The sequence below is a fragment of the Bradyrhizobium sp. STM 3843 genome, assembly GCF_000239815.1.
Classification (GTDB): domain Bacteria; phylum Pseudomonadota; class Alphaproteobacteria; order Rhizobiales; family Xanthobacteraceae; genus Bradyrhizobium.
In genome coordinates this window covers 1-21,710 of record NZ_CAFK01000102.1, presented here as the reverse complement: position 1 = coordinate 21,710, position 21,710 = coordinate 1, and the positions used below count along the sequence as shown (strand labels likewise).

General features: G+C 64.1%; 20 protein-coding genes and 1 tRNA gene. 11 read left to right on the top strand and 10 right to left on the bottom strand.

What is annotated here, in order from left to right:
• Positions 1-100 precede the first annotated feature (100 nt).
• Positions 101-310: a hypothetical protein gene (locus tag BRAS3843_RS39615; protein WP_008969571.1), complete on the bottom strand. Its 210-nt coding sequence runs from the start codon at positions 308-310 to the stop codon at positions 101-103.
• Between the two features lie 562 nt (positions 311-872).
• Between BRAS3843_RS39615 and BRAS3843_RS41495 the strand changes: the two genes are divergently transcribed.
• On the top strand, positions 873-1,013 hold the full coding sequence (locus BRAS3843_RS41495; RefSeq protein ID WP_008969570.1) for a hypothetical protein: 141 nt from the start codon (positions 873-875) through the stop codon (positions 1,011-1,013).
• Positions 1,014-1,311: 298 nt separating this feature from the next.
• On the opposite strand, the gene BRAS3843_RS13995 is transcribed toward BRAS3843_RS41495, so the two are convergent.
• From BRAS3843_RS13995 to BRAS3843_RS13985, 3 genes are all read right to left on the bottom strand, one after another.
• Positions 1,312-1,388, bottom strand: a tRNA-His gene (locus BRAS3843_RS13995).
• A 232-nt stretch (positions 1,389-1,620) separates the two neighbouring features.
• Positions 1,621-2,055, bottom strand: a complete 435-nt coding sequence (locus BRAS3843_RS13990; protein ID WP_008969568.1) for a phasin — start codon at positions 2,053-2,055, stop codon at positions 1,621-1,623.
• A gap of 213 nt (positions 2,056-2,268) precedes the next feature.
• Positions 2,269-2,649 carry a phasin gene (locus tag BRAS3843_RS13985; protein WP_008969567.1) on the bottom strand — a complete coding sequence of 127 codons (381 nt, stop codon included), beginning with the start codon at positions 2,647-2,649 and terminating at the stop codon, positions 2,269-2,271.
• A gap of 388 nt (positions 2,650-3,037) precedes the next feature.
• Between BRAS3843_RS13985 and BRAS3843_RS13980 the strand changes: the two genes are divergently transcribed.
• Positions 3,038-6,073, top strand: coding sequence for a PAS domain-containing sensor histidine kinase (locus BRAS3843_RS13980; RefSeq protein ID WP_008969565.1), 3,036 nt, complete (start codon positions 3,038-3,040; stop codon positions 6,071-6,073).
• Here BRAS3843_RS13980 and BRAS3843_RS13975 read toward each other — a convergent pair.
• Entirely contained in the window at positions 6,065-7,261 is a 1,197-nt protein-coding gene (locus tag BRAS3843_RS13975) for an NnrS family protein (RefSeq protein WP_008969564.1), read from the bottom strand. The two genes, BRAS3843_RS13980 and BRAS3843_RS13975, sit on opposite strands and share 9 nt — an antisense overlap.
• Positions 7,262-7,404: 143 nt before the next feature.
• Between BRAS3843_RS13975 and BRAS3843_RS13970 the strand changes: the two genes are divergently transcribed.
• Positions 7,405-8,109 carry a Crp/Fnr family transcriptional regulator gene (locus BRAS3843_RS13970; RefSeq protein ID WP_008969563.1) on the top strand — a complete coding sequence of 235 codons (705 nt, stop codon included), beginning with the start codon at positions 7,405-7,407 and terminating at the stop codon, positions 8,107-8,109.
• A gap of 9 nt (positions 8,110-8,118) precedes the next feature.
• Here the strand turns inward: BRAS3843_RS13970 and BRAS3843_RS13965 are convergent, their stop codons facing one another.
• Positions 8,119-8,310 carry a DUF1858 domain-containing protein gene (locus BRAS3843_RS13965; protein WP_008969562.1) on the bottom strand — a complete coding sequence of 64 codons (192 nt, stop codon included), beginning with the start codon at positions 8,308-8,310 and terminating at the stop codon, positions 8,119-8,121.
• A gap of 80 nt (positions 8,311-8,390) precedes the next feature.
• A complete protein-coding gene (gene hemN, locus BRAS3843_RS13960; protein WP_008969561.1) occupies positions 8,391-9,743 on the bottom strand; it encodes an oxygen-independent coproporphyrinogen III oxidase in 1,353 nt (450 codons plus the stop codon).
• Positions 9,744-9,919: 176 nt separating this feature from the next.
• Here hemN and BRAS3843_RS13955 point away from each other — a divergent pair, with 176 nt between their 5' ends.
• The 3 genes from BRAS3843_RS13955 to BRAS3843_RS13945 all read left to right on the top strand — a co-directional run bounded on the left by BRAS3843_RS13955 (position 9,920) and on the right by BRAS3843_RS13945 (position 12,398).
• Positions 9,920-10,141, top strand: coding sequence for a hypothetical protein (locus BRAS3843_RS13955; RefSeq protein WP_008969560.1), 222 nt, complete (start codon positions 9,920-9,922; stop codon positions 10,139-10,141).
• Positions 10,142-10,364: 223 nt separating this feature from the next.
• Entirely contained in the window at positions 10,365-11,459 is a 1,095-nt protein-coding gene (nirK, locus tag BRAS3843_RS13950; RefSeq protein ID WP_008969559.1) for a copper-containing nitrite reductase, read from the top strand.
• Positions 11,460-11,513: 54 nt separating this feature from the next.
• Complete coding sequence (locus tag BRAS3843_RS13945; protein ID WP_008969558.1) at positions 11,514-12,398, top strand: SUMF1/EgtB/PvdO family nonheme iron enzyme; 885 nt, start codon at positions 11,514-11,516, stop codon at positions 12,396-12,398.
• Between the two features lie 302 nt (positions 12,399-12,700).
• Here BRAS3843_RS13945 and BRAS3843_RS13940 read toward each other — a convergent pair whose 3' ends face one another.
• Positions 12,701-13,351: a CoA transferase subunit B gene (locus BRAS3843_RS13940; RefSeq protein WP_008969557.1), complete on the bottom strand. Its 651-nt coding sequence runs from the start codon at positions 13,349-13,351 to the stop codon at positions 12,701-12,703.
• Positions 13,351-14,079 carry a CoA transferase subunit A gene (locus BRAS3843_RS13935; protein WP_008969556.1) on the bottom strand — a complete coding sequence of 243 codons (729 nt, stop codon included), beginning with the start codon at positions 14,077-14,079 and terminating at the stop codon, positions 13,351-13,353. The genes BRAS3843_RS13940 and BRAS3843_RS13935 overlap by 1 nt, the downstream gene beginning before the upstream one ends.
• A gap of 319 nt (positions 14,080-14,398) precedes the next feature.
• On the opposite strand from BRAS3843_RS13935, the gene BRAS3843_RS13930 reads away from it, so the two are divergent.
• From BRAS3843_RS13930 to BRAS3843_RS13910, 5 genes are all read left to right on the top strand, one after another.
• Positions 14,399-16,339 carry an AsmA family protein gene (locus tag BRAS3843_RS13930; RefSeq protein ID WP_035981682.1) on the top strand — a complete coding sequence of 647 codons (1,941 nt, stop codon included), beginning with the start codon at positions 14,399-14,401 and terminating at the stop codon, positions 16,337-16,339.
• A 153-nt stretch (positions 16,340-16,492) separates the two neighbouring features.
• Positions 16,493-17,875, top strand: coding sequence for an ABC transporter substrate-binding protein (locus BRAS3843_RS13925; RefSeq protein WP_008969553.1), 1,383 nt, complete (start codon positions 16,493-16,495; stop codon positions 17,873-17,875).
• 206 nt (positions 17,876-18,081) lie between these two features.
• Positions 18,082-18,957, top strand: coding sequence for a sugar ABC transporter permease (locus BRAS3843_RS13920; RefSeq protein WP_008969551.1), 876 nt, complete (start codon positions 18,082-18,084; stop codon positions 18,955-18,957).
• Positions 18,954-19,820, top strand: a complete 867-nt coding sequence (locus BRAS3843_RS13915; RefSeq protein WP_008969550.1) for a carbohydrate ABC transporter permease — start codon at positions 18,954-18,956, stop codon at positions 19,818-19,820. Before BRAS3843_RS13920 ends, BRAS3843_RS13915 begins: the two co-directional genes overlap by 4 nt.
• 7 nt (positions 19,821-19,827) lie before the next feature.
• Positions 19,828-20,841 carry an alpha/beta fold hydrolase gene (locus BRAS3843_RS13910; protein ID WP_008969549.1) on the top strand — a complete coding sequence of 338 codons (1,014 nt, stop codon included), beginning with the start codon at positions 19,828-19,830 and terminating at the stop codon, positions 20,839-20,841.
• On the opposite strand, the gene BRAS3843_RS13905 is transcribed toward BRAS3843_RS13910, so the two are convergent.
• Positions 20,836-21,648 carry an ABC transporter permease subunit gene (locus BRAS3843_RS13905; RefSeq protein ID WP_008969548.1) on the bottom strand — a complete coding sequence of 271 codons (813 nt, stop codon included), beginning with the start codon at positions 21,646-21,648 and terminating at the stop codon, positions 20,836-20,838. The two genes, BRAS3843_RS13910 and BRAS3843_RS13905, sit on opposite strands and share 6 nt — an antisense overlap.
• Positions 21,649-21,710 lie beyond the last annotated feature (62 nt).

Sequence of the window (21,710 nt, the reverse complement as noted above, 5' to 3'; positions counted from 1 at the left end):
TTCACCCGATGTGAGTTTGAATGGTTGGCCGCACCGCGCGCCGCAGGGCTCACCCCGGCCGCTACCGTTGGCGCTCTTGCGATCAATCGCTTGAAAAGTGCTATTGCTCCAAGTGCGCGCGCATCTCAGCAAATAGCGGTCGAACGTCATCGAGGCGCAGCTTGCCCTTCCGATGGCTCTCAAGATCGCGCAGCTGGAGCACAGCGATCGTGTCGCGCTTCAGTGGCTCGGTCTCGGAGAAGTAGTCGTTCATTCGCTTGACGAACGCGCGGACTACAGCCGGCGGAAAAATCGATGGGCTGCTTGCCATCACCAGTCCCGTCTATCCGTGATGACGAAGGCCCCCGGGAGATCCGGCACGTCGCCTTCCGCGACCTTGTTGCGGACGGCATCGGCCATGCAGACCCACCTCGCATCATCGCAACGCCTACACCTACTCATGCCCCGATTGGTTCGCCCCGCATCGGTGCCGGAGGAGCCCCTAAGCCGAATTGGCAGTTTGGCGGTATGCTAATGACTAGCGGGACGCCGTTCGCATAGACGCCTTGATCTCTGGAAGTGCAACGAGCCGTCGCCGATGGCGTTCAGTCTCCGCCAGACTTTGAAGGGAAGGACAACAATGTCCGAAGACGGTGGCCCGGAGCTGAGTCGACAGCCGTCGCCTGCTTATCCACCCTGCCGCGCCTGCGGCCAGATTCCCGCTTCCTTACACCGTCTATCGGACCCGCGAACCGGACGCGCCGCTCGGATGTTTGAGTGCCAACGGTGTCGCACCATCAACTGGATCGATCCCGCCTGATCCGTTCTGCCCCATCGGCTGAACCGGCGCCGCGCCTCAGCGTTATAGGCCAGATCTTGCGGAGATCGCGGCCATGAACAAGGATCCGGTACCATCATCCGACAAACTGTCCGAAGATGAGGAGCGATTGACCGAGGAGCTGCGGCAAGCGGTGAGCGAAGCAATCGAGGAACAACGTCAACTCTCCCAAAAATTGCGCCGCAAAATGAACTAGGAGCAAGGCGCCCTAGCCTAGTTCGAATGCGTAGTGTCCCAATTCCGGTCTCGAAACATCTGTTGAGGAAGACGGCCTCTCTCAGACTGAGAGGTGGTTCATCTGCACCCGTCCGTCCCGCGCTTACGCACCTGCAGCGGCACCCTCCTCCAGAGCCGAACGACCGGCTCCCAGTTTTCGTCATCAGCCGGCGATCCGCTTCGCGAGAGCCGGACAGCAAAGAGGTTCCAGAGCTTCCCATAGCGAATTTCCTGGGAAGCAATCGAGCCATACTTCTGAGTTAAGTGCTTGATTTCATTGGTACAGTTGGGTGGGCTCGAACCACCGACCTCCTGTTCCACAGACAGGCGCTCTAACCAACTGAGCTACAACTGCATCCGCAAAGGGGCCGCTCGCAAAGGGCGGCCGATGCGGGCGGAAACTAGGTGCAATGCGCGGCTTTGGCAAGTCCGGGAAGGGCCAAGTCCGCCGCTACAACACCCGATTTTTCAACCGGTTCTGCATCCACCGGTTCTGGAAAGGCTAAGCCCGGGCGGATGGCCCGGGCTTGGGTCGATCGACGTGCTGGCGGCACCTACGGACGGGAGGCGCCGCCGTCGGCCTTGGCTTAGGCGGCCGTCCGGAACAGCTTCGAGGCGCTTTCCTTGAACGGCTCGACCGTCTCGGTGGCGACCTTCTGGCCGAGCTCACCAAGTTCCTTGGCCTGCGCGGTGAACGTCTCGACCAGCTTGCGGGTATGACCGGTCCACAGCTCGAGCGCTTCCGACGGCGACTTGCTGCCGAGCAGCTGCTGGGCGAAGTCCAGATTTGTGGTGGTGTTGGCCCGCATGAACTCCATCACCTTGGTGGAATATTCGCTCGCGCCTTTGCTGGCGTTCGCGAAGAACGCCTCGATCGCGCTGTTGTGGGTCTCGGCGGCATCCTTGAACTTGGCGTAGCTCTCGCGGGCCTGCGAGACGCCCTTTTCAGCAAACGCACGCATTTGCTCGGGAACCTCGAACGGAATGACGGAAGCAGAGAACGGATCGGTGGCGTTTGTCATGGCATGTATCCTTCGCAACAATCAGCACATTTTCCCCAGCACCCGGCCGGGAGGGGTCGATTCGGATCACGCAGAGGAAGTGCCCCTGAGAGCAACTTCTCGTAGAAACAGATCATGTCGATTTTGTGCAACGCAAAGCAATTTTATGGCGTTGCATAAGACATCGGGTGTGATGCCGCCTGGCTTTTGAGTTGGCCTAAGTTGTTGGGGCCCTTACGACTTCGGCTTGGCCGCGTCCATCGCCGCCTTGCTGACGGTCTGGCCCATTTCGCTCGCCTGCTCGGCCAGCGCCCGCATCTGCGCCTGCACGAACTCGCTGTGCAACCGCATCACCTCAGGGAGATCCTTCGCATGCAGCAGCGACTGCGCATAGTCGAGGGACGCCTGCACGTTCTTTTCGGCGTGAGCCATCACCTTGGCGCCGATGTCCTTGGCGCCTGCGCGCACGCTCTCGCCCCGCTCCTCCAGCGTACCGGCCGTGGCCTGCGCGCTGGCGAGGAATTTCTCGAAGGCCTTGCGCGCCTGATCAAAGCTCGCTTCCGCCATCGAACGCATTTCCTTGGGGAACTCGAATCCACGCCCGTTTTCAGTCATCGTCCACCTCATCGCTGTTGCTGCTTGGATCGGCACGGCTGCGCCCCCAACCTGCCCATTGATGTCCGCTGACTTTGAAGCCCCTGAGCGAACAGGTTCGAAGATATCCCGCAATGGCTGCGCCGGTATGACGGGCCACGCGCTTGCCATATCGTGGACACCTCGGTCGGAATTGCAACATGCAACTTTTGCGTAACTGCGCGGTCGCGCGCCTGCGCAGGCGGAACCTTCGGGGCAGATTAAGGTTATCCAAGGTTTCGCTCAAACGGCCGTCGGTCGGACCGTGGACCTCGCACTTAGAAACAGGCGATAGTAACGTATTGTTAAGGATGCCGTCCCGGGCGGCGATGTCGAGGATGTCACCAGGGCTGTTCAGCGACCGACCATCATGAACCAAACCGACCTCCAGCTGCTGGGCTTGAGCGATCCGCGGCTGGCCGTCCATGCCGTCGGCGCGCTTCCCGCATGGCTGTGGTCAGCCGATGGCCGCCGGGTGCTCTGGGCCAATCCGGCCGGCGCCAAGACGTTTGGCGCAGCCAGCGGCATGGCCTTGTCCGAGCGATCATTTGGTCCGGCCGATGTGCATCGGCGCCAAGTCGCCCAGCTCTGGCGCCGGCTGCCGGAGAACGGCGCGATCCGGCTGGAGCGGTTGCGCGGCTTCGGTGCGCGGCTCGGCACGCTGGCGACCTGCAGCTGCGCCAGGATCGATCTTGCCGACGGCTCGCATGCGGTGCTGATCACCAGCACCGATCCGGCCGCACGCAGCATGCCGCTAGGGGAACGCTTGCAGCAGCTGGTCGCGGATGGCGACGCCGCGCTGATCGCTTTCACCCGCGACGGCGTGTTTGCCGGAGCGAGCGCGTCCGGCAGCCTCCTGTTCGGCTATCGCGATCTTGCCATCGCCGGTCTCGCCGAGGCCCGTGATGCAGCCCTCGCACACGGCCATGCGGAGGCTCAGCTCGGACTTGTGCGCGCCCTGCTTTATCGGGTCGGCAGCGGCCAGCAGATCGGGCTCGTGGCGGCGCTGATGCCAGTCGCGGCCGAAGCGTCGGCGCCGGATCCCGCCGCTGACGCAGAGCAGACAATTTCACCGCAAGAGGTGGCTGTGGAACCGGAAGATGAGAGCAAGCCCGCAGTCACAACGCCGGACGACCAGGCGCCGGCAGCACCGACCTATGAAGCCCCGGAGCTGACGAACGAGGCGCCCTCGGAAATCCTGCTGATCGATGATACTGCGGAGACAATGACCGGTACGGACTTCGCGGACTTGCCGCATCAACCAACCCAGCCGAGCCTGGTCGACGACACTGCGGAGCACGCGCCCGCCGGCGACCGGATCGCCGATCAGCCGTTCGAGGCGGCCGCCGCAGCCGCCGCCGAACCGGACGCCGTCGCCGCGCACCCCGGCGCGACCGACACCGAGCTCGCCGAATCCGAACACGGCATGGCCCTAGATGCGCCGCCGCCCCCCTCCACGATCGCGGCCGGGACGCACGAGAATGCGGCGCCCCCGCCAGTTCCAGCAGCCGCCGACGACAGCACGGAAACGACCGACAATGTGGTGCCGTTCCGGCCGGCAAGCGAGACCAGACCGGCAAGCGAGAGCAGGTTTGCGGCGCTGACCCCGGTGGAGAAAAACGCGTTCCATGAACTTGCGCGGCAATTGTCGGCCCGGCTCGAAGGCGAGATGCGCGCAGCGCCCACGGACCTGCTTGCCGCGCTCTCGGAGAAGGAGAGCAGCCTGCGTGTGAGCGAGCCCCCTTCCGAGCCACCGGATGGCGCCTGGCCGGGTGAGACCCAGGCCGCCGACAGGCTTGCGGCCAACGGCCACGCCGAATGGCTGGCGCCGGAACCGCCGCCGGCCCAGGGCGACAGCCAGCGCGACCGCATACTGCTCGATCTCCTGCCGACCGGCGTGCTGATCTACCGGCTCGACCGGCTGCTCTATGCCAATGACGCGTTCCTCGCGCAGATGGGTTATGCCGATCTGGCGGCGCTGGAGCAGGCCGGCGGGCTTGATGCGCTTTATGTCGAGCCCGGCGTCTCCGCGAGCTCGAGCGGATCCGAGGCCGGAACCCCGGTCACGATCTCGGTCGTCGACGGCTCGGGGCGCGACGAAAAGAAAGCCACCGCCCGGCTGTTCACGATCGCCTGGGACGGCGACATCGCCCATGCCCTGGTGTTCACGCCGCGCCCGAATTCTCCGCCTCCGCAAAACACCGCACCGATCGAGCCGCCGGCGGCGCCCCCTGCGACACAGCCGCCGCCGCCGCTGGTCATACCGCCTGCCGCCGCCAGCCACGCCGGCGCGGAAGATTTCGGCGCGATCCTCGACGTCACCGCCGAAGGCGTCCTGATGTTCGATGCCGGCGGCAACATTCACGCCTGCAACCGCAGCGCCGAGGCGCTGTTCGGCTATGATGGCGCGGAGCTGGTGCGCCGCAATCTCACCGAGCTGTTTGCGCCGGAGAGCACGCGGCTGGTGCTGGACTATCTGGACGGCATCCGCGAAGCCGGGGCCGCCAGCGTTTTGGACCAGGGGCGCGAGGTGCTCGGCCGGGTCCGCCAGGGCGGCCTCATTCCGCTGGCGATGACGATCGGCCGGACGCGGCCGGATGGCCCGAACTTCTTCGCGGTGTTTCGCGACCTGTCGCAGGCCCGCCGCGGCGAGAACGAGCTGTTGCAGGCGCGCCGGCTCGCCGATCGCGCGGCCAATGCCAAGGCCGACATGCTGGCGCGGATCAGCCACGAGATCCGGGCGCCGCTGAATGCGATCATCGGCTTTGCCGACGTGATGATCGGCGAGCGCTTCGGCGCGATCGGCAACGAACGCTATGTCGACTATCTGAAGGACATCCGCAGCTCCGGCGAGCGGGTGGTCGCCATGATCAACGACCTGCTCGAACTGTCGCGGATCGAGACTGGCAGGCTGGAGCTCACCTTCACCAACCAGAACCTCAACGAGCTGGTCGAAAATTGTGTAGCGGTGCTGCAGCCGCAGGCGAACCGCGCCCGCATCATCATCCGCAGCTCGCTGTCGCACGCGCTGCCGCCCGTGGTGGCGGATGCACGCGCGCTCCGTCAGATCGCACTTAACCTGATCTCGAGCTCGATCTCGCTCGCCAATCCCGGCGGTCAGGTCATCGTCTCCACCGCGGTGTCCGATTTCGGCGAGGTCGTCCTGCGCATCCGCGACACCGGCCACGCGCTCAATGACCAGGAGGTCGCGGCCGCGTTGGAGCCGTTTCGGCCGCGGGCGCCCTCGGAGCGGACGTCAGAGAATGCCGGGCTGAACCTCTCGCTCACCAAGGCGCTGGTCGAAGCCAACCGTGCGCAATTCCACATCAAGGCGGCGCCGAAATCCGGCACGCTGATGGAGGTGGTGTTCTCGCGTGCGATGGCCCGCAACCAGAGCCTAGGCTGAGCGCACCGCGAGCGCCCGGCGCTTGAGGCCGAGCAGCAGCGGACCATAGGCCAGCGCAAAGCCGAGAAACGCGGTGACCCAGGCGAAGGCCGCCACATGCAGCAGGAGTTCGCTGTGCGCAGGCTCCAGCACGGCGCAGATGCGCGCGAGCGCCGCAACGACGATCGCAGCATAGATCGCCTGCGTCGCGGCGGATGCCGTCAGCTGCTGGCCGGTATGGCCGAGGGTCGCGCGCGTCATCACCGCAAGCGTCATGACGCCAGCCGCGCCCGCCATCCAGGCATGCAGGCCTGCGCTCGGCAGCACCATGCCGAAGCTCGCCGCCGCATTGATCAGGAAGCCGAGCGGCACGAAGGCGTAGCCGACATGCAGGATCACGAGTAGCCGCTCCCGCAACGTGCGGTCGCCGGCCCAGCGCGCCAGACGGATGAGATGCAGCACGCCGGCCAGGGCGAGCGCGATGCCGGTGAATGCATGATCGGGGACGATGATCCAGGCCAGCAGCACCAGCGCACTGACCAGCACGACGACGACATCGAAGCGGCCGAACGGCACCGGCAGGCGCCCCGGATTTTCGCGGACCAGCCAGTTTCGGGTGAAGCTCGGGACGATGCGCCCGCCGATCAGCGCAATCAACAGCACGACGACGGCGACACCGATCCGAATGCTGGTGTCGGCCGCGCCGCGGACATGCGCTTCGACATGGAAGCCGATATTGCCGGCCAGCAGCATGGCGACCAGCAGCACCACCTGCAGATTGCGCCAGTTCCTGCCGGCAATGATCTCGCGCGCGGCCGCGCCGACCACGAGCAGCAGGAAGCCGCAATCGACCGCGGCCACCAGCCACCAGCTCGCGCCTGCCGAGAAGGTAACGGCGATCCGGCCTGCGATCCAGGCGACCACCAGGGTCAGCAATGGCATGCCCTGCAACGGCAGCCGTCCGGTCCAGTTCGGAATCGCGGTGAACAGAAAGCCGGTGATGATGGCCGGCAGGTAGCCGTAGAGCATCTCGTGGACATGCCAGTCGCGCGGCGCAAAGTCTGAGGTGAGTTTCAGCTCGCCATAGAATACCGGCAGCCAGACCAGGATCGTCAGCGCCGACTGCACGGCGCCAAGCAGGAAGAACGGCCGAAAGCCGTTGGCGAGAATGGGCAAGCCATGATGCTCACGGAAGCGGGGTATTGCCATCTGCTCTGTCCTGCTCGAATTGATTGCGTCAGCGAACAACCTATTCGGCCGCAGCCGTAGCCAGATTGTCCCTGCGCAAACTTCCATCTGGTCCGGCCGCCGTGCTATTCACGGCTCGGTGACAAGACCCAGGCGGAGAACTCATGGCTTCGATCGACCGATCGCTGGTGGCTCATCTGCCATTGTTTGCGGGGCTCTCCCCCGACGATCTGACCGAGGTGCTGCGCGAGGCACGTTCGATTCGCGTGGCGCGCAACGGCGCCGTGTTCGAGCAGGGCGCTGACGCGCATTCCTTCTTCCTGCTGCTGCATGGTCATGTGCGCGCCAGCAAGGCCACGCCGGCCGGTGATCAGGTGGTGGTCCGCTATGTCGTGCCCGGCGAAACCTTCGGCGTCGCTCCGGCGATCGGGCTGAAGCACTATCCGGCGACTGCGCTCGCCGTCGACGACAGCATCGTGCTGGCCTGGCCGTCGGCCGCCTGGCCGCGGCTGGTGGCGAAGTTCCCCTCGCTCGCGGCCAACACGCTGCAGGCGGTCGGCAGCCGTCTGCAGGAAACCCACGACCGCGTGATCGAGATGTCCACCCAGCAGGTGGAGCAGCGCGTCGCACATGCACTGCTTCGGCTCGCCACACAGGCCGGCCGCAAGCTCGATCACGGCGTGCAGATCGACTTTCCAATCAGCCGGCAGGACATCGCGCAGATGACCGGGACCACCCTGCACACGGTGAGTCGCATCCTCTCGGCCTGGGAACAGATGGGCCTGGTCGAGAGCGGACGGCAACGCATCGTGCTCCGCGAGCCGCACAAGATCGTGCTCTTGGCTGAGCAAGCCTCCGACAGCACCTGATCCCGCCAATCAACTGCAGGCGCAGAGCGCGGCCAGGAACTTATTCGGATCGACACCATGCTCGCGGCTGGCGTCGGCCACATTGTGGAAGCAGGCGATCGGACAGCCGACGCAACGCATGCGAAACGCCAGGAACACGCGGATCGTTTCAGGCGCCCTGCGCATCACATCGTCGACCAGATCATCAAAGGTAAACGGCATGCGTCCCTCCTTTTTGAAGTAAGCATATCGCCGCCGACAACATCGCTCTTTGTCGGCGGACAAGCAGGAACAGGCTTGAGTTAAACGGCGCGGCTGTGCAGCTGCCTGGACGCATCGAGATGCGCGTCGAACGCCGCGGCGACGCTGCGCACCAGGAAGCGGGAGCCTTCGGCAACCGCAAGCGTCGCGCCGTCGAGTTCGACCACGCCGTCCGAGAGCAGCGCCTGCAGCCGCGGCGCCGAGTTCAAGACCGCGTCCGGCTCGACGCCATGACGCGCACAGGTCGCCTTGAGGTCAACACCATAGTCGCACATGATGCGCTCGATGATGTCGGCTCGCAGCCGGTCGTCATCGGTCAGCGCATAGCCCTTCGCGGTTGCGAGCCGGCCGGAGGCAATCATTTCCTGATAGGCGCGGACCTGCGTCGCGTTCTGGACGTAGCCCTGCGGCAATTGTCCGATCGCCGAGGCGCCGAAGCCGATCAGCAATTCGCTCTCGTCGGTGGTGTAGCCTTGGAAATTGCGGTGCAGCCGGCCCTCACGGAACGCTACCGCCATCGCATCCGTCGGCAACGCAAAATGATCCAGGCCGATCTGGATGTAACCGGCGTCCTTCAGCGCATTCGCAATCGCGCAAGCCTGGTCATAACGCTGCGCGCTGTCCGGCAGCCATGCATCCGCGATCTTGCGCTGATGTTTCTTGAACGACGGGACATGCGCGTAACCGAACACCGAGAAGCGATCGGGGCGAAGCTCGACGCTGCGCCGCACGGTGTCCAGGCAGGAGGCCACGGTCTGGTGTGGCAGCCCGTAGATCAGGTCGAAGTTGATGCCGGTGATTCCGGCCTGCCGCAGGCCGGCCGTGGCCGCCGCGGTCTGCGCCAGCGTCTGCACACGGTTGATCGCCTGCTGCACCACAGGGTCGAAGCTCTGCACGCCGAGGCTGGCGCGATTGACGCCGCCGAGCGCCAGCGCCTTGATCATCGCAGGAGCGAGCGTCCGCGGATCGATCTCGATGGCGATCTCGGCCGACGGCAGCACGAAGAAGACGTGGCGCAGCAATCCGACCACGTCGAGGAACGCTTCAGGCGTCATGATGGTCGGCGTGCCGCCGCCGAAGTGGATATGGCCAACCTGGAGCCGGCGCCCGATTTGCCGCGACACGAGGTCGATCTCGCAACGCAGGGCCGACTCGTAGACCGCGATCGGCTCATCCTGCTTGGCCACCATGGTGTTGCAGCCGCAGTACCAGCACATCCGCCGACAGAACGGGACGTGCAAATAGAGCGACGCCTTGGCATTCGTCGGAATCGCGCGCAGCCAATCAGCGTAAGCGACGGGTCCTACGGCGGGCGAAAAATGCGGCGCAGTCGGATAGCTCGTGTAGCGCGGCAGACGCTCCTGCCCATAATGGACTGCCAGATCTGGCCTCATGTTCTACCTGCCTCATTGCAATATCACATCTGCTTTTGGACATAAGGGCGCGCCCAGAATCCGCACTGCAGCATCCAATAAAACCGTATTTTTCGGTGTGGACTTTGAGCTTGCTCAAAGCCGCAGCCGGAATTTGCTCGGATATAGTGTTGAGGATCAAGGATTCGGGGGGTGACATGCACGGTCTGGAAATACTGATCCGGTTCTTCGCTGTTCTGTCCGAGATTCGCGGGCACATTCCGCAATCCGACGGATTTCCGGCGTTCTCAAATCATTCCAGGCCAGATGCGAGCTTGGCCGGCACCTTCATCAAGGTGCTGGGCTTCGTCGCAGCCGCCGGCGGTGTTGCCGCGGCCCTCGCCACCATCAGCGTGGCGGCGCTCCATTGGCTCAGCTAAGCCCGCTTAGCCGTTAACACATCATTCATCATGTTGCTCGCCGGGCGCGCGCTGTTGCGTCCGGCTTGCATTTTCCTGCCTTGCGCGATGAGCGGCACCAATCCGCGCTGATCAGGTCTCTATCGCAATTGCACACGAGATTGCTGCAGCACAAACAAGCTTGCAGCGAACAGGCTCATGGTGATCGCGGCACCACAACAGATCCGATCTAAGGAGCGATCACATGTTGACCCGCCGAGCCGCGATGTTCAGTGCAGCCGTTGCAGCGATGATGCTGGCAACGCCTGTCAACGCCGATGACCTTAAGCTGCCGCGCCAGAAGGTGGATCTGGTTGCGCCGCCCTTCGTGCATCCGCACGAGCAGGCCACCAAACAGGGCCCCAAGATCATGGAGTTCAAGCTCGTGATCCAGGAAAAGAAGGTGGTCATCGACGAAAAGGGCACCACCTTCCAGGCCATGACTTTCAACGGCTCAATGCCGGGCCCGCTGATGGTCGTGCATGAGGGCGACTATGTGGAGGTGACGCTGGTCAATCCCGCGACCAACACCATGCCCCACAACATCGACTTCCATTCCTCGACCGGCGCGCTCGGCGGCGGCGCCCTTACCCTGGTCAATCCCGGCGAACAGGTGGTGCTGCGCTGGAAGGCGACCCGAACCGGTGTGTTCGTCTATCATTGCGCGCCGGGTGGCCCGATGATCCCCTGGCATGTCGTGTCCGGCATGAACGGCGCCGTCATGGTGCTGCCGCGCGACGGTTTGAACGACGGCCACGGTCACGCGCTGCGCTATGACAAGATCTACTACATCGGCGAGCAGGACCTCTACGTGCCGCGCGACGAGAAGGGTAATTTCAAGTCCTACGACTCGCCCGGCGAGGCCTATGCCGATACCGAAGAGGTGATGCGCAAGCTGATCCCGACCCATGTCGTGTTCAACGGCAAGGTCGGCGCGCTGACCGGCAAGAATGCGCTGACCGCCAATGTCGGCGACAACGTGCTGATCGTGCATTCGCAAGCCAACCGCGACAGCCGTCCGCATCTGATCGGCGGCCATGGCGACTATGTCTGGGAGACCGGCAAGTTTTCCAATGCTCCGGAAACCGGGCTCGAGACCTGGTTCATCCGCGGCGGCTCGGCGGGAGCTGCAATGTATAAATTCCTGCAGCCCGGCATCTACGCCTATGTCACGCACAACCTGATCGAGGCCGCCGACCTCGGCGCGACCGCCCACTTCAAGGTCGAAGGCAAGTGGAATGACGATCTGATGACCCAGGTGAAGGCGCCGGCCGAGATTCCCAACGGCGCTACCAACTGAAGACCGATCAGGGGCCGGCACCGCCGGCCCCTGCTTCTTGGTTCGGAGGCCATCATGCTGCTCGCCCTCAAGATCAAACTGACGCTCGCTTGTGTTGCGGGACTGGCTGGTCCGCTTGCCGTGGCGCCGCTGGTCGGCGAACTCAACGCAACGCGGGCTCCAGGACTGCTCGCGCCGGCGCTGGTCGATATCTCGCCGGGCGCTGTGACCTATCGCGACTCCGGCGACTTCACCCGCAACGGCAAGCAGAGCGACGCGCCGTTGACAACGGTTCGCTTCGATCGCCCCTTCGCCATCATGAAAACCCAGGTCAGCGCCACGGACTATCAGGCCTGCGTCAATGACCATGCATGTCGCGCCCTCGACCGCGATGTCGCCATTGCGGTGGACCGTCCGGCGGTGCAGGTGAGTTGGCACGATGCGGTGGCTTATGCTGCCTGGCTGTCGGTCAAGACCGGCGAGACCTATCGGCTTCCGACCGACGCCGAATGGGCCTATGCCGCCGGTGGTCGTTTCCACGACGACGGGATCGTCGGAGACGATCAAGACCCGTCCCGGCGCTGGATCGAACGTTACGAGCGTGAGCAGGGCAAGTCCGAAGAGCAGGAACCGCAGGCCTTTGGCAGCTTCGGCGTCAATGAGAACGGCATCGCCGATCTTGCCGGCAATGTCTGGGAATGGACCTCGACCTGCTTTACCCGCAACATCCGCGACGAGACCGGCCACACGATCAAGAGCCATGCCAATTGTGGCGTCCGCATCGCCGAGGGCGCGCATCGCGCCTATGTCACCGACTTCATCCGCGACGCCCGCGCCGGCGGCTGCGCCTCCGGCACACCGCCGAGCAATCTCGGCTTCCGACTGGTGCGGGAGCAGAGATCATGGCTCGGCCCGATGGTAGCGCGGATCAAGGCAAGGTTGACGACGCTGCGCTCATAGGCCGCGGCCCACACGATCCGCGGAGAAACGAGATAAGGGGAAGACAGGACGTCTTCCCCTTTGGCCGCAGGGCTATCGCATCTAGCACGAAAACATCGGGGGCCTCATGGTTCGAGACGCGCGGCTTTCGCCGCGCCCTCACCATGAGGGTCTAAGAATTCACCGCGGGGAAGGCCTCATCCTGAGGAGCCCGCCGCGAGCGGGCGTCTCGAAGGATGGCCGCGAAGAGACAGCCAGAGACCTTTTCCGTCCACATGCGATTCCGCTGCCTTCAGCCGGCATCGTCGGGAGGGTATCTGCGCTTAAGTGTTCGTCAGCGCGACGCGGAATTCGGCTTCGGTCTTGGCCTTCACCTCGTCGAGCGTGACGCCCTCGGCGAGCTCGATCAGCGCCATGCCGTCATTGCCATGCTTGTCGATCGTGAACACGGCGAGGTCGGTGACCACCATATCGACTACGCGCTCGCCGGTCAGCGGCAGCGTGCACTTCTTGAGCAGCTTCGGGCCGTCCTTGGCGGAGTGCTCCATGACGACGACGACCCGCTTGACGCCGGCGACGAGATCCATCGCGCCGCCCATGCCCTTGACCATCTTGCCGGGGATCATCCAGTTGGCGAGATCGCCGTTCTGGGCCACCTGCATGGCGCCGAGGATCGACAGGTCGATATGGCCACCGCGCACCATCGCGAAGGAATCGGCCGAGGAGAAATAGCTGGTGATCGGCAGCTCGGTGACGGTCTGCTTGCCGGCATTGATGAGGTCAGGGTCCTCTTCGCCCTCATAGGGGAAGGGTCCCATGCCGAGCATGCCGTTCTCGCTCTGCAGGGCGACGTCGACGCCCGGCGGGATGTAGTTCGAGACCAGGGTCGGGATGCCGATACCGAGGTTGACGTAGTAGCCGTCGCGCAGTTCCTTGGCGGCGCGGGCCGCCATCTGCTCTCTGGTCCAGGCCATCAGACTTCCTCTCCGGTTGCGGCGGCGTTCTCGCGCTTGCGCACGGTGCGCTGCTCGATACGCTTCAACGCAGTACCGACCTGAACGATGCGCTTGACGAAAATGCCGGGCGTGTGGATGTGGTCGGGATCGATCTGGCCGGCCGGCAACAGATGCTCGACCTCCGCCACCGTGATCTTCGCGGCCGTCGCCATCATCGGGTTAAAGTTGCGCGCAGTCTTGCGATAGACAAGATTGCCCGCAGTGTCGCCCGTCCAGGCGTGGACGATGGCGAGGTCCGCGAACAGCCCGCGTTCCATCAGATATTTCTCACCGTCGAACTCGCGGACTTCCTTGCCCTCGGCCACCAGGGTTCCGACCCCGGTCTTGGTGAAGAAGGCCGGAATGCCCGCTCCGCCCGCGCGGATGCGCTCGGCCAGCGTGCCCTGTGGACAAAACTCAAGTTCCAGCTCGCCGGCCAGATATTGCTGCGCGAACAGCTTATTCTCGCCGACATAGGACGAGATCATCTTCTTGATCTGCCGGGTTTCCAGGAGGCGGCTCAAGCCGATGCCGTCGACGCCGGCATTGTTGGAGATCACCGTCAGATTCTTGACCCCGGAATCGCGGATCGCGTCCGACAAGGTCTCGGCAATGCCGCAGAGGCCGAAGCCCCCCGACATGATGGTCATGCCATCCTTGAGAAGGCCAGCGAGGGCCGTTTTGGCGTCGGGATAGACCTTGTTCATGGAAATGACCTGATCGAAAGTACGGCTATGCGCCGGATGATCCGGATTATTAGGCGAAATCTTCGCAACGCGTCAATGACACCCTCCCGGACGTTCTTCCGTGCTTCGGGAACGCGCCAGCGCTCCCTCACCCACCCCCGCCGTGGATCTACGGACAGCCGCACCTTAAGGGATCGCCGTAATCCGGCCACATCCGAGGCGCGGCCTTGAAAGCGTCAAGAAATCCGATCAAGTTGTTGATGTTGGCACGGGTTTCGGCGCGCCCTGCCCATCTCCCTGAAACAGCGATCCGACGACAATCCAGGACATGTCAGTGACCATGGCCCAAGGAATGAGGCGCCTCGGCACGCCGATTGCGGCACTGCTCGGGCTCGCCCTGATCGGCATGGTCACCAGCTCCTGGCTGATCAATCGCGACGCGTTGCGTCGGGCGGTGGAGACACAGATCCGCGCTGTCACCGGGCTCGAGCTGGTGGTCAACGGCAATATCGATGTCTCGGTATTTCCGGGCAGCTACGTCTCCTTCCACGATGTCGGCCTGAAGGGCGGCGCCACGGGCGACCCGGCGCTGCGTGTCGACGTGCTGACCGCCAATCTGCGGCTGTTGCCGCTGCTGCTGCAGCGCTTCGAGATCGCCGATCTGATGATGTTGCGGCCGCATATCAATGTCATTCACGATGCCGACGGCTCCAGCAACTGGACGCCCTTCATCCAGACCATTACGCGCACGATGCGGCCCGGCTCCGAGAGCCAGATGTCGTTCTCCGAGATCCGCATCCAGGACGGCACGCTGGCGTATGAGAATGGCGGCACAGGCGCATCGGAAAAGCTCGACGACATCGACCTGTCACTGGCCTGGCCATCGATCTCGCGGTCCTTCGCGGCGACCGGGCAATTCGACTGGCGGGGCCAGCGTATCGAGGGCTCGATCAGCGTCAGCGATTTCCTGGCCGCGCTCTCGGGCGACCGCTCCGGCCTGAAGATGCGGCTGGCCAGCCCGCCGGTGAAGGTCGCGTTCGATGGCACCATTGCCAACCGCACCAGCGCCCTGATGGAAGGCACGCTCACCATCGACAGCCCGTCGCTGCGCGAGGCGCTGCGCTGGACCGGGCAGACGCCGCTCGGCGGCAGCGGCTTCGGCCGCTTCGCGCTACGCGCGCGGGCCAATGTGGTGGGCGCCTCGATCGCGCTGACCAATGTCAATGTCGAGCTCGACGGCAATTCGGCCGAGGGCGTGATGACCTATGCCAATAACGGCCGGCAGACCTTGCAGGCCACGCTGGCCGCCGACGGCCTCGACTTCACGCCTTACATCTCGACCTTCCGTCTGCTCGCCAATGGCGCGCGCGACTGGAATCGGCAGATGTTCGACCTGAAGGCGCTCTCGACCACCGACCTCGACATGCGCCTGTCGGCGGCGCGCGTGACGGTGGGCCCCTCCAAGCTCGGACGGACAGCCTTCGGGGCGAACTTGCGCAACGGTGTGCTGGCGCTCTCGGTCGGCGAGGCGCAGATGTGCGGCGGCATCATTCGCGGATCGTTCGGGCTCGCCCGTGCCGACACCATGGCCGACATCAAGGCCGAATTGCAGTTCAGCGACGTGGACCTGCAGGCCTGCGCCAGCGAATTGTTCGGTGTCTCGTCGTTGTCCGGCCACGGCAATCTCAACGTCTCGCTGACCGCATCCGGGTCGAGCCCGTTTGGATTGGCGCAATCGCTCGACGGCAACGCCACATTGCAGGGCCACGACGGTGCCATTTCCGGCTTCAATGTCGAGCAGTTGTTGAAGCGGCTGGAGCGGCGGCCGCTGTCGGGCAGCGGCAATTTCCGGACCGGCGCGACGCCCTATGACAATCTCACCATCGCGGTCAAATTCGCCGAGGGCATCGCTACGGCCGAGGACATCCGCGTCGACGGCCCGACCGCACGTATTACCATGACCGGCACGGCGTCGGTGCCGACACGGGAATACGATTTCAAGGGCACCGCCAGCCTGCCCGCGGCAGCCAATGGCGGCAACGGCTTCGAATTGCCGTTCGTCGTGCAGGGACCTTGGGAAGACCCGCTGATCTTCCCCGACCCCGAGAGCCTGATCCGTCGCGCGCCGGCGGCGGCGCCACTGCTGGACGCGCTGAAAGACCGCAAGGTGCGCTCCATGATCGAGCGCTTCACCGGCGGTCTGCGGCCGACGCAGCAGGAGGCACCACAGCCTTCCACCACCGATGCGCAAGGCAACAACGATTCCCCCAAGTCGAATTAAATGTCGAATTGAACGTTGCATTGAACAGCGACCTTCTGCCTCACCTCTCGCGCACGACCTATGTCTGATATCTTGCAACTGGATCGCACCAACGTGCTGCGCTAGTGTCCGCTCCGGCCGACCAGACAAGATCGGCAGAACAGGGAGAGACACGTGAAATCCAGAGGAATGGGCGCGCTTTCGCTTGCGGCTGCAGTAGCCGGATTGTTTTGCGCTGCAGCACCAGCCATCGCACAGGACACCATCACCGTCTGGTGGGGCAAGGGCTTCTACAAGTCGGAAGACGATGCGCTCTTGAACGTCGTCAAGAAATTCGAGGCCAAGACCGGGATCAAGGTCGAGCTGTCGCAATACGCGATCCAGGACATGATTCCGAAAACCGTGGCGGCGCTGGATTCCGGCACTGTGCCCGATGTCGCCTATTCCGACACCTATGACGTGCAGGCGCAGGGCAAATGGGCCTATGAGGGCAAGCTCGAGGATCTCAGCGACATCCTGGAGCCGATGAAATCGGCGTTCGCGCCCAACACGATCGAGACCGCCTATCTCTACAACAACGTCGCCAAGAAGAAGGCCTATTACGGCTTCCCGCTGAAGCAGCAGAGCATGCATGTGCAGATCTGGGGCGACATGCTGGAGAAGGCCGGCTTCAAGCAGAGCGACATCCCGACCAAGTGGGAGGACTACTGGTCGTTCTGGTGTGACAAGGTGCAGCCGGCGATCCGCAAGGCGACCCGCGAGCGCATCTATGGCGTCGGGCAGCCGATGGGCGTGGAATCGACCGACTCCTTCCAGTCGTTCTACACCTTCATGGACGCCTATAACGTCAAGCTGGTCGACGACGACGGCAAGCTGCTGGTGGACGATCCCAAGGTCCGCGACGGCCTGATCCACGCGCTGAAGGACTACACCGACACCTACATCAAGGGCTGCACCCCGCCCTCCTCCACCACGTGGAAGGACCCGGACAACAACGTCGCGTTCCACAACAAGACGATCGTGATGACCCACAATTTCACGATCTCGATCGCGGCGAAGTGGTTCGAGGACTCCACCAATCCCGCACTGACGCCCGAGCAGCGCGCCGCCGGCAAGAAGGCCTATGAGGAGGACATCATCACGGCGTCCTTCCCCAACAAGCCGGACGGCACCCCGATCAAATACCGCTCCGACGTGAAGACCGGCCTGATCTTCGCCAATGCCAAGCACAAGGAGCAGGGCAAGGAGTTCATCAAATTCCTGATGCAGGAAGAGAACCTCGGGCCCTATGTCGAGGGTGCGCTCGGCCGCTGGTTCCCGGTCACCATCGCCGGCCAAAAGAGCCCGTTCTGGCAGGCCGACCGTCATCGCAAGGCGGTCTACACCCAGTTCACCGGCGGCACCTCGCCGTTCGACTTCACCAAGAACTACAAGTTCACCATCCTCAACAACGAGAACGTCTGGGCCAAGGCGATGAACCGCGTGGTCAGCGAGAAGGTGCCGGTCGACAAGGCCGTCGACGAGCTGATTGCGCGGATCAAGGAGGTCGCGGGTTAAGTAGAATGGCCGCCCGAACAACAACTAGTGTCGTCCCCGCCTAGCGCGCAATTGCGCGCGCGGAGCGGGGACCCATAACCACAGGCCGTTGTGACAGGAGGGGACGTCGTTGACGCCGTCTTTCAAAATGACTGCCGCGGCGTATGGGTCCCGGCGTTCGCCGGGACGACACTGTTACTGCGGCATCAGTGTTGGAAATAACTGACATGGCGATCACGATCTCAGCCAACGACCCGGCACTTGCGGTCGCACCACGCCCGCCGCGGCTGACGTCCCCGCAGGTCTGGGGCATCGTGATGCTCGCACCCTACCTGCTGGTGTTTCTCGCCTTCGTGGTCTATCCGGTCGGCTACGGCCTCTGGCTCGCGCGCCATCCGGCGAGCTATGTCGCGCTGTACAACGATCCGATCTTTGCGCGCGCGGCGATCAACACGCTGATCTTCCTCGTGATCGGCATCAACGTGAAGATGGTGATCGCGCTGTTCCTGTCCGGCTTCTTCGTGCAGCAGCGCAGCTGGATCAGATGGCTGTCCGTCATCTTCATCCTGCCCTGGGCGGTGCCGTCGATCCCGACCATCCTGTCGGTGCGCTTCATGCTCAACCCCGAATGGGGGGTGATCAACCAGCTGATCTTCCAGTTCACCGGCGATGATGGGCCGAACTGGCTGAACGATCCGGCGGTGGCGCTGTCGATGGCGATCGGCGTCCACATCTGGAAGTCATTGCCGTTCTGGACCCTGATCCTGATGACGGGGCGGCTTGCGATCTCGCACGACCTGTTCGAGGCCGCCGATGTCGACGGCGCCACCTGGTGGCAGAAATTCCGCTACATCACCTGGCCGTCGATGCAGACGCTGTATGTGACCTGCACGCTGCTGTCGATGATCTGGACGCTCGGCGACTTCAACAGCGTCTATCTCTTGACCGGCGGCGGGCCGGCGGACCTCACCCATGTGCTGTCCACGCTCGGCATCCGCTATCTCCGGCTCGACCAGCTCAGCCTCGCGATGGCCTCCATCGTCTGCGCGCTGCCGCTGGTATTGCCCCTGGTCTATTTCATGATGAAGCGGTTGTCCCGATGAAGCTCCCCGTCGTTGGCGAACTCACTTGGCGGGATGTTAGTACCGAGGCGCGGCTGCTGCTCATCGGCATTCCCGTCTTCATCTGGACCATGGTGCCGATCTACCACATGTTCCTGTTCGCGATCTCCCCGAAGGAGGACGCGTTCTCCGGCAAGCTATGGCCGGACCATCCGACGTTGCATAATTTCTCGATCGTCTTCCACCAGCAGCATTACTTCCTGCGCGACTTCTGGCTGCAGTTCGGCAACTCGGTGCTGATCGCAGCCGCGGTGGGCGCACTGACGCTGGTGATCGCGACCTGCGCGGCGTTCGCGATCTCGCGGCTGCGCGTGCCGGGCAGCCGCATGGTGATGAACCTGGCGCTGTTCACCTATTTCATCCCGGCGGCGTTCCTGGCTGTGCCGATGTATCGCACCATGGGCAAATACGGCCTGCTCAACACGCACTGGTCGCTGATCCTCGCGATGGTGACGATCGCGGCGCCTTACGCGATCTGGGTGCTGAAGCAGGCCTCCGACAAGCTGCCGGTCGAGCTCGACGAAGCCGCCATCATGGACGGCGCGAGCCCGTTGCAGATCTTCCGCCTGGTCTATCTGCCGCTGATGATGCCCTCGCTGGTCGCAATAGGCACCTATGCGGTGCTGCTTGCTTGGAACGAATATCTCTACGCCTTCCTGCTGCTGTCCAACGACAAGGACATCACGCTTCCCGTCGCGCTCGGCAATTTCCTGGCCGCCGACGATTCGCCGTGGGAGCTGCTGATGACCACCGGCTTCATCTATGCGCTGCCGCCGGCCGCGGTCTATTATGCCTTCAAGCGCTACATGGTGGGCGGATTGACCGCCGGCGCGGTGAAGTCGTGATGGATTGATGCCGATTGGATTTGCGCACGGCCGGTTCGACGATCCGGCGCGTCCGAACTGGGACGGTGATGCAGCGCGGCCCGTCACCTGGGCGGCGTGGTACCCGGCCGCGGCCGGCGCGGTCGAAGCGCAGCTTCCGATCGCGCCGCTGCCGCAGGGCTGGTTCAAGGCGGATACGGCCGCGCTGAATGCGCCGCTCAACGAGGGGCGCTATCCGCTGGTGGTGTTCTCGCACGGCACCGGCGGCCACGGCCTGCAGCAGGAATGGCTGGCGCGCGATCTTGCCCGCCGCGGCTTCATCGCGGTGACGGTTGATCATCACGGCAATAGCCACGCCGAGCCCTATCGCGCCGAGGGCTTCCTCTGTTCGTGGGAGCGGGCGCGCGACATCACTCTGCTGCTCGATCGCATCGAGACCATCCCCGCGTTCGCAGGCCGCATCGATCCCGATCGCATCTTTGCCGTCGGCTATTCGCTGGGCGGCGCGACGGTCACGGCCCTGCTTGGCGCAATCATGGTCCGCTCGCCGTTCGAGCCGGGCGCCAATCTCGGCCGCGGCCCGCGCGAATTCCCTGATCTCGCCGATCATCTGCCGCGCCTGCTCGAGCAGAGCCGCATCTTCCGCGAGTCGTGGGCGCGCATGTCCGACTCCTATCGCGACATCAGGATCAAGGCGGCGCTGCTGCTGGCGCCCGGGCGCTCGGTGCAGGGGTTTTCAGAGGCGAGCATCGCCGCGATCGAGGTGCCGGCCCGCATCATGGTCGGTGGCGGCGATTTTCTCGCACCGACGGCCCGCTGGCTGCACGAGCGACTGCCGAACAGCCGGCTCGACATTGTCGCTCCCGAGGCCGGTCACTACGTGTTCCTGCCGGAGAGCACAGAGATGGGCCGCAGCATCGATCCGACCTGCTGCCTCGATCCGCCGTCAGTGGATCGCGGTGCGATCCACCGCGAGGCGAGTACCGCTGCTGCCGAGCTGTTCTCAACGGCGAATACGCTCCCGGTGGATGCTTCGCTATAACGGCGCGGCGCTTTCGCCGCGCTGGCTCGACAGCTTCGAGGCGAGCGACGCCACAACGATCACGACCGCGATCAGGCCGATGACCAGCGTGCAGATCGCGTTGATCTCCGGCTTCACCCCAAGCCGCACCTCCGAATAGATCCGGATCGGCAAGGTTGCCGAACCGGGTCCGGTGGTGAAGCTTGCGATCACGAGGTCATCCAGCGACAGCGTGAACGCAAGCATCCAGCCGGCGGCGACCGCGGGCGCGATCAGCGGCAACGTCACCAGCACGAAGGCGCGGAACGGGTCGCAGCCGAGATCCATCGCGGCCTCCTCAAAGCTCTTATCGAGCACGACCAGCCGCGACTGCACGACCACCGCGACGAAGCACATGGTCAGTGTGGTGTGCGCGATCGTCACGGTCCAGAAGCCGCGCTCGGCGTTCAGCGCGACAAACAGCAGCAACAGCGACAGGCCGGTGATGACCTCGGGCATCACCAGCGGCGCATAGAGCATGCCGGAGAACAGCGTGCGGCCGCGGAAGCCCTGTCCGCGCGACAGCGCAATGGCGGCCAGCGTGCCGAGCACGGTGGCGATGCTGGCAGAGCTCGCAGCGACACGCAGGCTCATCCAGGCCGCATCGATCATGGCGCGATCGTTGAAGAACTCACGGTACCAGCGCAGCGACCAGCCGCCCCACACCGTCACCAGCCGCGAGGCGTTGAACGAATAGATCACCAGGATCAGGATCGGCAGATAGAGGAAGGCGACGCCGAGCGATAGCGCTACGATGTTGAAGCGGGACAGGCGGGTGGGTTTGAGCATGCCCGCGCTTCCTAAGGCCACACGGCACGGCCTCGCCGTTCCCCTCCCCCCCTTGCGGGGGA